Consider the following 13,650-nt stretch of genomic DNA (forward strand, 5'->3'; position numbering starts at 1 on the left):
CAAGCCTCATCAGTATGCTGATTTGTTTATAAAACCTTTGAATACGGTTAAAAATATAATTTTAAAGTCAAGCCAAATACTCCATCCTCGGATATATAATAAATCAAATTCTATTCTTTTTTCCATCTTCTCAAGTGTATCGGTTTCACCACGCCAACCATTAATTTGTGCCAGGCCAGTAATGCCTGGTTTTACTTTGTGGCGCAACATATATCCCCGAATAAGTGACCGATATTGCTCATTATGTGCAACTGCATGAGGTCGAGGGCCTACAACAGACATTTGACCGAAAAGTACATTGAAAAATTGAGGTAACTCATCGAGAGAGGTACTACGTAAAAACTTTCCTACCTTAGTGATACGTAAATCATTTTTGGTTGCTTGAACCACTCTATCATCATTTTCCATTACTGACATTGAACGAAATTTCCATACTTTAATAGGTTTTCCATCCATTCCGTAACGAATTTGACGAAAAATGACAGGCCCAGGAGAGGTAAATTTAACAGCACAGGCGATCACTAATAAGATCGGTGAGATAAGTATGATAATAATGGCAGAAACAATTATATCCTCAAGTCTTTTAAAAACCATATTAATGCCATTCAGCGGCGAGTCGAATAATGGAACTACAGGAACACCGTTAATTTCCTCCGTTCTCGACTGAAGAATATTAAATGTGAAAAGGTCTGGGATAAGTAATACAGAGCACGTTGTATCAGTAAGTTGGCTAACTATTTCTTTAATTTTTGTCTCATCTCTCATTCCAAGTGCGATATAGATACGATCTAATTTACCCTCACGAGCATCCTGAATTAATTGTGTTAAAGTACCAGCATAAGGAATACCATCATAATCACTGACGACTCGGTCATCGTATATTCCTTTAACTATGAACCCCAACCATGGCTCCTCAATAAAACCTTTTAAAAGATTAATACCCGCTGGCAAACAGCCTACGACGGCTACACGCCTGGTATTATAACCCAAGTTACGTAATAGCCCTGAACCCAATCTTATTGAGGATCGGCAGCATATGAATCCAAGTACAACGATCAGATACCATTGTATAAATATGGAGAAACTCAAGTCAAAATCAGGCAACAAAGATACAAATCCGAGAGTAAGCAATAGACTTAATGTCCAATTCTTTAAGATAAGTATCAATTCGGCTGAGATTTTAACGCCTCGCCATGAACGATAGAAGTCCGTTATACCACCAATCATTTGGAATACGACAAGCACAGCCAACGAAATCAATACATGTTTATAACCAAAAACATAACCATTGAAGAAGCTTATGGCATATAGCCCAACAAAGATTATAAGTATATCTGAAAAGCGCTGAACCATTGATATAAGTGATGCATTAGCATTTGCTCGCGCTCGGTGTGAAAATGTAGTCATACGGATATCACTCTTATTAACTGTTGGTTAACAGCCCAATGTAATAATTTTAGACATTTTTACTAAAACTCATTAAAATTTAATTAATATTTAACAGCTTTAAATTCCGAGAAATCTAACCATTTACACTCGACATACTCTCTCATTTCCTTACTAAACCTTTCGTTCGAAAAGCGTAAAGAGTTGTTTCTGCAGGAAACCGGATCAATATATTCATTTATTTTTTCAAATTGATTGACCGCTTCAACTACTGATCCAATAGATTGTTCACCAAAGAATACACCAGTAGCATCTTTAACACCGTAAGGCCTGATAGTTTCTAAAGCACCACCTTTACCAAAAGCAATTACGGGCGTTCCGCACGCTTGAGCTTCAACTGGAGTAATACCAAAATCTTCTTCTGCTGCAAAGACAAAGGCCTTTGCATTCCTCATGTGCTCTTCCATTACATTATTTGGTTGGTAACCAAGTATTTCAATATTTTTACTTGCTTTTGATTTTATTTTGTTCATTTCTGACCCGTCACCAATAACAACTAGCTTTTTATCTGGCATTTTGCTGAAAGCTTCAACAATGAGGTCAATTCGCTTGTAAGGAACTAATCTAGAGGCAGTAAAGTAATAATCATCTTTACTTTGTGTAAGAGCAAACCTATCCACATCTACAGGTGGATAGATAACATCCGCCTCACGCCCATAAACTTTTTTAATGCGGCGCGCGATAAATTTTGAGTTAGCTATAAAATGATCTACTCCATTCGCAGTTCGGTAATCCCAAAGTCGAATTTTATGCAGTATCAATTTGGCTATCAAACCCTTAACTCCTCGATTTAAACCGGCTTCTGCGAGATACTGATGTTGCAAGTCCCAAGCATAACGAATAGGAGAATGGACATAACTAATATGTAATTGGTCGGGGCCAGTTAAAACCCCCTTTGCGACCGCATGGCTACTTGAGAGGATGACATCATGAGAGGAAACATCTAGCTGCTCAATTGCCAACGGCATAAAAGGTAAGTATTTTTGATATTTCTTTTTCGCAGAAGGAAGATTTTGGATAAATGTTGTTTTTGCCTTTTTATTTTGAAAATGTAATCTGGAGTCATCTGATAAAAAATCAACGACAGAATATAATTCAGCTTTGGGATAGAGGTCAACAAACTCTTTAATAACACGTTCGGCTCCAGCATATGTGACAAGCCAGTCAGCAACAATTCCAACATCAAACTCTTTAGACATAAAAAACCTTTTATCCATAAGCAATAACGTGAAAAATAAGATTTACTTTTCTTACTACTTTATTTACTTTATGCAGGTGTAACATGTACACCTGCATAATATTATTCCCTAAGCAATGATAATATTTCCGCAGTTTTGGTAGACATTAATTCCTTATTTCCCCTAGCCTCCACATTTAAGCGAACCACTGGCTCAGTATTAGAACTGCGCAAATTAAATCGCCAATCAGCATAAGCAATACTTATTCCATCAGTATAGTCTATAGATAAGGCTTCCGGTTTGTATTTATCTAATACCCTGGTAATTGCATCTTTAGGATTTTTTAAGGAGCTATTAATCTCACCGGAAGCAGGATACGCACTTATCCTTTCATCAACTAGCTGACTTAACGACTTAGATTTTATGCAAAGCAATTCGGCTACCAGCAACCACGGGATCATTCCACTGTCACAATAATAAAAGTCTCTAAAGTAATGATGGGCACTCATTTCCCCACCATAAATAGCATCCTCGACTCTCATCCTTTCTTTAATAAAGGCATGGCCTGTTTTTGACATAACAGGAACCCCGCCAGCCTGTTCAACTATTTCAATAGTATTCCAGCTAAGGCGAGGATCATGAATGATGCGAGCCCCAGGATCTTTTTCTAGAAAAGCTTCAGCAAGCAACCCAACAATATAATACCCCTCAATAAAATCCCCATTTTCATCAAATAAAAAGCATCGATCAAAATCCCCATCAAAAGCAATACCTAAATCAGCTGCATTACTAATTACAGCTTCTGAAGTATCATGACGGCACTCTGGTAGCAGCGGATTAGGGATTCCATTAGGAAAATTCCCGTCAGGTTGATGATGAATTTTTATTAATTCAATTGGTGAGTTAGCTTTCTTAAACCTTTTTTCAATTTCATCTATAACATGGCCAGCGGCGCCATTTCCAGAGTTGATGACTAACTTAAGAGGACGAGTAAGGTTATTCAGATTAATATAGGATATAATCTTATCAACATATTCACTGAGTATAGATATTTTTTCGTAGCTACCACGCTTGCAATCATTAACAGCAGGAAAGTTATTATCCTCAGCCATTTTTTGGATATCATGCAACCCTGTATCTCCGCTTATAGGTTTTGATCCCTCACGGACTAATTTCATGCCATTGTAATCTAATGGGTTATGACTTGCTGTAACTTCAATACCACCATCGACACCTAGATGAGAAGTGGCAAAATAAATTTCTTCAGTACCACTTAGACCAATGTCCAATACATTGCTGCCCGCATCCTGCAAACCTTTTGCTAAAGATTGCTTAAGAGACTCACTTGTAAGGCGAACATCTCCCCCAAGAACAACATTTTTAGGTTTAAGATATTCACCAAATGCCCGACCAATGCGATATGCTATATCTTCATTGAGTTCAGTCCCTAACTTCCCACGAATATCATAAGCCTTAAAGCAAGTTAATATGTCTAGCATAATTACATTCCCTATCATCAATGATTATAATGGTCTTTCAAGCGAATAATATCATCCTCACCTAAATACGAACCTGACTCGATTTCTAATATCTCAAGTGGAATCTTACCTGGATTTTCTAGCATATGAACTGCACCGATTGGGATGAACGTTGATTGATTCTCAATCAAAAGGAATTTTTTATCTTCTACAGTGACTTCAGCCGTTCCTGACAAAACAACCCAATGCTCAGCTCGATGAATATGTTTCTGTAAAGAAAATTTCCCCCCCGGTTTAACTGTAAGTCTATTAATATGATAACGCGGCTGGTTAACAATTTTGTCTTGATGGCCCCATGGACGATATGATTCGCGATGGGTTCTAAATTCGCTTCTGTTATTTGACTTTAGATACTCAACAACTTTTTTAACATCCTGGACTTTTGATTTGTCAATTATCAAAACTGCGTCTTTGGTATTAACAATTACCAAATTACTGACACCTACTGCTGCTACTAAACTATCTTCAGTATGAATGTAACAGTCCTGGGAATCATGAGTATAGGCATCACCTATGAGTGAGTTCCCATTTTTATCTTTATTATTGACTTCCCACAAGGCTGACCAAGAACCAACATCATTCCATCCTGCATTTAACGGTATAACAACCGCGTCAGCAGTGTTTTCCATTACTGCATAGTCAATTGACTCATCTGGGCAACTGAAAAAAGCATCTTGATTTATTCTAATAAAATCTTCAACCGAGTCATGTTTTATTGTTGTCATAGAATTTTTACATGATTCAAGGATATCTGGTCTGAATTTTCCTAATTCCTCTAAGTAACGACTTGCCTTGAAAAGAAACATTCCACTGTTCCAATAGTACTCGCCGCTGGTCAAGTATGTCATAGCAGTTTCTAAATCTGGTTTTTCAACAAAACGTTTGACACTATAACCTGATGGATTTGTAGGGTGAACTTTGCCGCGTTGAATATATCCATATCCTGTTTCAGGTGCTGTGGCAACAATTCCGAAAGTAACTAATTTTCCTTGTTCGGCAAAAGCAGTTGCGTCCCTCACTGCATTGTGAAATGCAGAAGTGTCCGCAATTACATGATCAGCTGCGAGCACTAATAAAAGAGGATCTTTATCGTTTGCGACCGCAGTTAGAGCCGCTAAAGCAATTGCAGGAGCCGTATTACGTCCAACAGGCTCAAGTATAATATTAGAAGACAAATGTTCAATTTGGCGCAATTGTTCTGCAGCAAGAAACCGGTGCTGTTCGTTGCATATCAAAATGGGAGAGTCACAGTCTAGGCCCTTAAGTCTTAAAAGAGTTTCCTGTAACATTGAATTATCACTATTTAAACGTAAAAATTGTTTTGGATATAATTCACGAGACATTGGCCAAAGGCGACTACCGGTACCGCCAGCCATTATTACTGGAATAATCATAACTCACCCTCTAACGCCAGAAATGAAAACATTATTACATAAACCAATCATTGTTAATCCTACTTAGTTTTTTTAGATAGAAAGCCATTGAGCATTAAAGTTTGCTTATGCACTTTAAATACCTCTCCTTTTTTAAAGAAGTAATTGAGTAATGTTAGTGAAAGAACTTCAGTACAAAGAGTCGCAATTGCTGCACCTACAATCCCGTGACTTAAAATAAGAGCATAATTCAAACATAAGCTTATTACTGTAACAAGAAGCATTTTCTTGGATAAGAATGCATAACCAGATAGCTTTGCTATATAGCGCCCTGACACAGTTCCTAACGATGTACACATTGTTGCAAAATTTAGTATCATCATAGGTAGGAATGCATCTAAATAATGCACACCATAAAAAACCTTAATAAACCAAGGACCGACAAAAAAACCGCCTACAATCATCGGCAAGCTAATAATAATGACTATCAAGTTTAGTTTCGCTGATTTACTAATTGTTGCTGCTTGATCTTTTTCTGCAAAAATAGCGGGAAGTGAAGATGTGACAAATGACTGACATACAAATGACCATGAACTTGCCAATGTAACAGCTACAGAATAAATCCCGACTACACTGCTACCATCCATAAACCCGAGCAAAAGCATTGACAATCGAGTATAAATTGCAACAGAAATACTCGATAGTGCAAAGGAGGCTCCGGTTACAAGCAAATACTTAGTGTATTTTTTCTTATACTTCTTGTTTTTGATGATATCCTTAGTTTTTATGTTTTTATTAAAAATAAAAAAACGAATAACAAACGGAACGATACCTGTTAAGGCAATAGGTAGACATAAATATATTGGATCCAATTTTAATGCAGCAATTGCCCACCTCAGCACTAAAGACAAAACCAAACCAAATGCATTTATTATTGTATTGTTCTTCGACATTAATTTTGCATTGTAGTAAATACTATAGACATCAAGTGAAGAAAAAAAACATGAAATAAAACATGCAAAAATAAAATATACTCCGCTTCCACCACCTTGCCAAACTGTAAAAATAAAAACAGGGATGGATATTATTAAATAAATTCCCGCCCGCAGTGAAGTTGTCGAATTAAGTAAATTAAGTCCAGACTTTTCATTTTTACTTAATCGTTTAAAGATAATTACATCGCTTCCCAACTGAGAAATTATTTGCGTAATTTGGAATATAGATGTTGCAAGTGCAATTTGTCCAAATATATTTGGACCAACATATTTCGCAACATAAGAAGTGACGAAAATCAATCCGATTATAGATATAAGCTTTTCGGCCATCATCCATACGGAATTCGACAGTACTCTCTTATTCAATGTTTAGATCCTTACCAAAAAACAAGCTAATTCCGTAATATAAATTAACTTCTCGATGCACTCATAATTCCGAACTTAAGAAATAAAATACAGATTAATGAATATAATTTTAAAAAATAACATATACAATAGGCTTTGATTTTCTCACGCAATGTCAAATTGTCTTTTTTATTTAAATATTTCAGTGCTTTTGTTGGCGGAAGCAATAATTTCAGCAGCTCTCGCAATTTTACATTGGAATATGTACCCCCTAACACACGTTTTCTTTTCTTTAAAATCTGAGAGATAGTTGCTCTAATGGGATGATAGATCATTACATCTTTACCATAACACATTGGAACTTTCTTTTTCTGCGCTCTTATATTCCACTCTATATCTCCGCCAGAGAGAAGGCTATCATTGAAGAGACCAATTTCTTTAAACAAAGAAGCCGGGACTAAAAGATTTGCAGTAACAGATAACCCTTTACGCGAATGCGACTCTTGATCAAACGAAAAAGCTTTTTCGTAACATGCGCTAAATGTAGGGCCCACCATATCTTTATCGTATAAAGATATCTTCCCAGCGACTCTTCCTGGATGACTTCTCAAACATTCAAGCCCTTTCTCCAACCAATCAGTAGCAACAATACAGTCAGAGTCGGTAAATGCAATGTATTGCCCTTTTGCTATAGAAAGAGCCTTATTCCTCGCAGCGTAAGATCCTGCTTTAGGTTCATGAACGAAAATGACCCTCTCGTCAGAAACATTGTAAGCATACCTCTCTTTATTATTATCGGCTATGATAATTTCGTAATCGCATTTATCTAGGGACTGTTTGAGAAGTGAATCAATGCAATTATATAGTTCATCACCATCGTTATACGTTGGAACAATTACTGAAAATATTAATTTCCCCATACATCCTCTACGCAATTTCGTTTTAATTAATCTCAAGGTTAGGCGGTATAAGCATTAATTTCTGAATTCAGCTTTTCTGCAGACATTTGCCATGAGAAACGACGCATATTTTTAATGCCTTTCTCTACTAATTCTTTTCTCATATTGTTGTCTGAATCAATTGCCTCTAGTGCCTTTATCATCTCTGATATTTTTGTTGGATCAAAAAATAGGGCACTATCTTTAAGTACTTCTTTCAGGGATGCACGATCAGATGATACAACGGGACATCCACATGCCTGTGCTTCAAGTGGTGGAATGCCAAACCCTTCGTAAAAAGATGGGAAAATGAAATATTTCGCATTTTGATATAGGTTTATCAACTCTGAATCAGTAACCCTTCCTAAAAACTCTATTCTGGGATCTTTTTCCGCACTAAAATCCATGCTATTAAAACTTCTTGAAGCCGAACCAATTATTTTTAATTTTACATCTCCTTTCGTTGCAGAAAATGCCTTTATCATTCCTAAGAAATTTTTATGCTCATTTGGAGATGATACTGCCAACGCATAATTCTCATGTCCACTACTAGTGTTGATTGCTCCGACATACGAAAATTCTTCACCGACACCATTATATATTACAAGTACTTTTGACTCCGGAATATTGTAGTGCTCAATTATTTCTTTTTTTGAAAAATCACTCACTGTAACTAATTTAATACAATTCCTCATCATTAGCGGGGCTAATATTCTATAAAACAACCTAAATTTCCACGAATAACTATTAGGATACCGGACATAAGTTATGTCATGATGTGTGACAATTTGATTTTTATAGAATGCAGGTGCTGTGCTGCATAGATTCAAAAGAAATGGTTTATTATTCTTTTTTAAGAAGCGAGGCAAAGTTACCTGTTCCCAATAATGTCCTCGCCCTCCTTTTAACTCAATAATTTCAAACTCGTGTGGTATTCTTTTAATAGAGTTCATATCTGGAACCAGAACGATCACATCATCTCTGAGTTTATACAACTCTTTAATTATTTCTTCCGAGAAACGTTGTACACCTGTAATGTCTTGAGTCAGAAATCGTCCATTTACATAGATCATGCTAAATTATCTCTTTATTCATATTTAAAGTATCTTCATACACGCTCTGATATAATCTTACCACACTGTCTTCGGTAAATTTTGAACTATGTATGATAGCTTTTCTAGACATTTCCTCATACTCAAACGAAGTTGTTTTCCACACGATTTTTAATATGTTATCGAATGCATCATATGCATTAACATCAAATATATACCCAGTTTCATTTTCATTAATTATTTCAGGTATACCTCCACGATTACTCCCTATAACAGGGACGCCAAAGGAATTTGCCTCAAGAACAACGCGTCCCATTGGTTCATTCCATAAAGATGGAACAATAAGGTATTCTATGTTTGGGAAAAATGAATTAATATCAACAACGCCTAAAAATTTCATATTAACATTTTTATATTCACTTTTCAAATATTCAATATATTTCTCATCCCCTTTCCCAGCAATAATCAATATATACTTAAAATTTTTATTTTTATTTAGATGCTTTAATATAAACTCAATTCCCTTCCCAGGCTCTACCCGGCCCAAATATCCAAATGCAATTTCATCCGTTGTCTTTTGTTTTTTTAATTGTTCATTTTGCGCCACAATACTGTTGTATATTACATATTTCTTAGAAGTTTCAAAATAACCATTTTTAACGTGAACCCGTTGCACATAGTGACTTATAGCTACAAAGGAAGAAACCTTCTTAGCTAACATTTTCTTTATAACAGAAAATCCCATTCTAAATAATGACCTTGCGGTTACATTTTCCCCCTTTCGGAAAAGAGTGGCATTTGGATCTAATAAATAGTAATCACGACAAGTATGAACTATAGGTATCTTTTTTGCACGTGCCCACGACCAAACTGAAACTGAAAAACCACTTAAATTATTTGTATGTACCAAATCAAATCTTTCATTGGCGAAGTATTTATTAATTTGATTCCTCGACGATACATTATAAATGTCTATTAAATGCCAAAGTATTTTTTTAAACACCGAATGACAATTATTAAAAGGCCAGTACAAGTTTTTTATAGGAAACCTAACAACTCTAACTCCATTAACGCTATCATCTTTAATTACACTGCCTTCATGCAAACTAGCAACGCAAACATCATGCCCGTTTGCACATAGTGCTTCCGAAAGTAATTGAACAGACCTTTCGGCACCGCCTATTTTGTATGGTGAATATAGTGTATTAAATATTAAAATCTTCATTTTAAAACCACCAAACCGTTATTAAAAATTTATTACTTTATATAATAAAAAAGTGAATTCCCTATCCATGAATAACTGTACCATAAGTCCATAAATGCACCATCATCACCATATCCAGCAAACAGTGGACCCTGACTCATTAATCTATACATGAAATAAAAAATTAGTAATATTCTATATACATTTAAAATTTTATAGAATGAAAAAAACATCAAATAGCCATTCAGAAATGCAACTAATAACAAAAGCAAGCGTTGTGATAGAATTGGTATTGGAAGCAATATAGCGTACAATAGCGTACCATACCAGATAAGCTGCTTATACGCTTGGTGTTTTTCCGAAAAGAAGAAATAGCTAGCTGCACACATAATGATGAAAAATTTTAAATATCCTAAATTAAACCCATCTGATGCAATTGTCGTATAGTATAGAAGCTTATATGTTGCGGCTCCCAGAAGGCCATGCGAAATTATGAAACCAATAAGTGCATTAAATATTAATAATGCAATGAACCCCATAAATAAAACGATTTTCTTTTGAAATTTTGTTCCCTGGAGGAATATAATAAAAAGAACAAATACTATAATTGAAGTAGTGTGCGCTATTATGGCCAATATTAAAAATGACAAGAACGGAATTTTTTGTTTTCTAATAAAAAAGGTTATAGCAAACAAAAGTAAACCACATGATATTGCTTGTCTCATATTTTGAGTAGTTACTAGAAAAACTAGCAACCCTAGTGACGATGCAACACATAAGGAACGTTTACTCTTTTCAACGCCTTCCAACCCGTATTTCTCTAGCCATATGTAGAAAAGTAGCAAACATAACCCCGCGACATACGCCATCACATATACCGGGTTTTCTACATCAAAAACATATCCAATTATTTTGAAGTATAGAGGCAAAAAAAACTCTATCCCTCCTGAAAACTGGTCATAAAAAACACTATCACCATTTTGCATTCTTTTGAATACTAGATAGTAAATGTTTGCAAAATCATCCTGCTGTAGCCCAGTTTCGAAATTGCGAGAAGCTATAATAAAAGAGCAACAAAATATTGCAATTATTGCAGCAGCATATCTATATTTCTCATCGGTTCCAAAATTGAGTGCTAGACAAATCAGCACAACATAGAACCCCAATATAGGTGATATTCCTGCAAATAAAACAAATACAGCCAACGAAATGAGATGAAATAGAAGTTTAAAGAGCTTTATTCTGTCTTCAAGCATTGTTTTGCCTTTTGATTTCTACGGCCCAACATTTACTCTGCAATTTGATATAACATAAAACTGCGTTTATATTAACCGTTATTAAAGTTCGAGGCCTAAGCCTCAAACTTTAAATATTACAGGAGTTATTTTATTTTTTGTTCTTTCTGTCCTCATCGCCGTAAGAATAACCATAATGATCATAACCATAGCTATAATAACCACTAGTTTTCTTCACTACGGCATTAAGTATGCAGCCTTTCACCGTTATTCCATTTTGCTCAAAGCGCCTAATACTAACTTCAATTTCCTTTGGAGTATTAACTTCAAATCGAGCCACTAGCATAGTAGTACCGGCATTCCTTCCAATAATTGCAGCATCAGTTACAGCCAGTATTGGTGGTGTATCGATTAAAATAATATCATATTTTGAATTTGCCCATTCAATTAATCGATCAAATCGCTCATGCATCAGTAGTTCGGCAGGATTTGGAGGAATTTTACCTCTCGGTATAAAATCAAAGTTAGCTATAGGTAAAGAGTGAACAACTTCTTCAACCTGAAGTTTGCCAGATAATACATCTGAAAGGCCACTATCTTTAGCTAATCCAAAAAGATGATGCATATACCCTTTACGCATATCCCCGTCAATTAGAAGCACTTTTTTCCCAGTTTGAGCAATTATCGCAACGAGGTTACTACTAATAAACGTTTTACCCGCATTAGGACTAGCACCAGAAATCATAATTACATTATTCTTTGCTTCCATCATCGCAAAATGTAAGCTGGTGCGTAAACTTCTTATTGCTTCAATGGCTATATCGGCTGGGTTTTCAATTGCCAGATAGCCTGCATATTCGCTTTTAGTTTTATTCGCAGATTTTAACGTTTTTTTCTGCAGCCAATCTGAGGTAGGGATACTTGCATAAACATTTATTCCCAACTCTTCAAGTTGCTCCGGTGACTCTATTCCTCTACGCAATAAAGCTTTCAAAGTTATCAATGATACCGCTAGGCCTGCACCGAATATGAAACCTAATACTACAATCAATGCCTTCTTAGGCTTTACTGGATCATCTTCAGTTTGAGCATCATCAATAATGCGAACATTCCCAATCGCACTGGATTTGGCAATATTTAACTCTTGTTGACGATTCAACAGTTGCATATATACGGCACGACCAGAATCTACATCGCGACTAAGCCGTAATACTTCCTGCTGAGTGGCTGGCATTGTCGCAACTCTTTTGTTAAGCTTAGATTTTTCTTGCTCTAAAGTTGTTTTCTTTTCATTTAAAGCTTTATAGGTTGGGTGCTCTTTTGTATATAACTGTGATATCTCAGCCTCTCTAAATGTTAGTTCATTCAGCTGATTGTCAACATTGACTATTTGATCTAATACAGATTTAGCTTCTAATGACAAATCTACAGAGTCTTTTTGCCTTCTGTAGGCATTTAATTTATCTTCAGCTTGGTCAAGGTCACTTCTTACTATGGGTAATTGTTCATTCAAAAAATCAAGACTTTTTGCATCTTGAGCCGCTTGCCTCTCAATATTTTGAGATACATAGTTTCGAGAGATATCGTTTAATATTTCTGTAATCTTTACTGGATCAGTTCCTGTAATACTCAGGCTCAACATCCCGGTATCTTTTCCTTGGTCCGAGACTGACAAAATCTCTTGTAAATTTGAGATCGCTTCCAATTTCGTTACATACTTTACAGAAAAAATTGTGCCAGGCTTTGCATCAATTCTATCTATAACTAAATTCAAATTCGCCTGCTCGACAGGCTCACCTAATATTCCTACCTGCTCATTAATGCCCTCGCCTTTAACACTAAATCTTTTAGAATCTAAAACTGTGACCTTTAATTTATAAAGATCATCACTATCTTTTTGATCGAATGTTTTAACTGGCATCCATATTTTTGCGATGCCAATACTCTCCGGAGTTGCACCTGTAAGTCTTGCCCAGCCTTTGCCAACAAAAGGAAAATAATTCTGCGATACAATCGCCTGTAAATTAAGATCGTCTACCGTTTTTCCAAGTATCATCCTTGACTGAATTAGTGATATCTCAGGTGCTGATTGTAATTGCCCATCAGGCAAAACCTGACTTAGGCTACTTAAAATAGCATTGCCTTGCTTTTGTTCAATTTGCACTAATGCATCTGTTCTATATACAGGGGTTGCAAATAGCACATAAAAAATAGCGAGGGTTGTAAACAGTAACATGGATGAAATAACTAATTTACGATTATCAATTATTTCGCCAATTATTTTTCCTAAGTCAAGCGAATCGGAATCTGTTGATTTCGGTTCATTAGACAATTTTGGTAACATTT

Annotated in this window: 10 protein-coding genes; all 10 read right to left on the reverse strand. The window is 35.7% G+C overall.

Annotated elements, in window-relative coordinates; translation table 11 throughout:
- Positions 1-9 precede the first annotated feature (9 nt).
- On the reverse strand, positions 10-1,407 hold the full coding sequence (wcaJ, locus tag EDF75_RS10020) for an undecaprenyl-phosphate glucose phosphotransferase (RefSeq protein ID WP_133598948.1): 1,398 nt from the start codon (positions 1,405-1,407) through the stop codon (positions 10-12).
- Between the two features lie 83 nt (positions 1,408-1,490).
- Positions 1,491-2,645, reverse strand: a complete 1,155-nt coding sequence (locus tag EDF75_RS10025) for a glycosyltransferase family 4 protein (RefSeq protein ID WP_133598950.1) — start codon at positions 2,643-2,645, stop codon at positions 1,491-1,493.
- Between the two features lie 101 nt (positions 2,646-2,746).
- Positions 2,747-4,123, reverse strand: a complete 1,377-nt coding sequence (cpsG, locus tag EDF75_RS10030; protein ID WP_133598952.1) for a phosphomannomutase CpsG — start codon at positions 4,121-4,123, stop codon at positions 2,747-2,749.
- A 17-nt stretch (positions 4,124-4,140) separates the two neighbouring features.
- On the reverse strand, positions 4,141-5,556 hold the full coding sequence (locus EDF75_RS10035) for a mannose-1-phosphate guanylyltransferase/mannose-6-phosphate isomerase (protein WP_133598954.1): 1,416 nt from the start codon (positions 5,554-5,556) through the stop codon (positions 4,141-4,143).
- A gap of 59 nt (positions 5,557-5,615) precedes the next feature.
- A complete protein-coding gene (locus EDF75_RS10040) occupies positions 5,616-6,896 on the reverse strand; it encodes a flippase (protein ID WP_243733526.1) in 1,281 nt (426 codons plus the stop codon).
- A 44-nt stretch (positions 6,897-6,940) separates the two neighbouring features.
- Complete coding sequence (locus tag EDF75_RS10045) at positions 6,941-7,795, reverse strand: glycosyltransferase family 2 protein (RefSeq protein ID WP_133598956.1); 855 nt, start codon at positions 7,793-7,795, stop codon at positions 6,941-6,943.
- 38 nt (positions 7,796-7,833) lie between these two features.
- The gene (locus EDF75_RS10050) at positions 7,834-8,886 is read right to left on the reverse strand and encodes a glycosyltransferase family 4 protein (RefSeq protein ID WP_133598958.1); all 1,053 of its coding nucleotides are present in this window, start codon (positions 8,884-8,886) and stop codon (positions 7,834-7,836) included.
- 1 nt (position 8,887) lies between these two features.
- Positions 8,888-10,090 carry a glycosyltransferase family 4 protein gene (locus EDF75_RS10055; RefSeq protein WP_133598960.1) on the reverse strand — a complete coding sequence of 401 codons (1,203 nt, stop codon included), beginning with the start codon at positions 10,088-10,090 and terminating at the stop codon, positions 8,888-8,890.
- A 32-nt stretch (positions 10,091-10,122) separates the two neighbouring features.
- Positions 10,123-11,325 (reverse strand): EpsG family protein, encoded by a 1,203-nt coding sequence (locus tag EDF75_RS10060; protein ID WP_133598962.1) that lies wholly within the window; start codon positions 11,323-11,325, stop codon positions 10,123-10,125.
- Positions 11,326-11,455: 130 nt separating this feature from the next.
- The gene (locus EDF75_RS10065) at positions 11,456-13,648 is read right to left on the reverse strand and encodes a polysaccharide biosynthesis tyrosine autokinase (RefSeq protein ID WP_133598964.1); all 2,193 of its coding nucleotides are present in this window, start codon (positions 13,646-13,648) and stop codon (positions 11,456-11,458) included.
- Positions 13,649-13,650 lie beyond the last annotated feature (2 nt).

It is taken from the genome of Klebsiella sp. BIGb0149 (assembly GCF_004362605.1).
Lineage (GTDB): Bacteria > Pseudomonadota > Gammaproteobacteria > Enterobacterales > Enterobacteriaceae > Klebsiella > Klebsiella terrigena.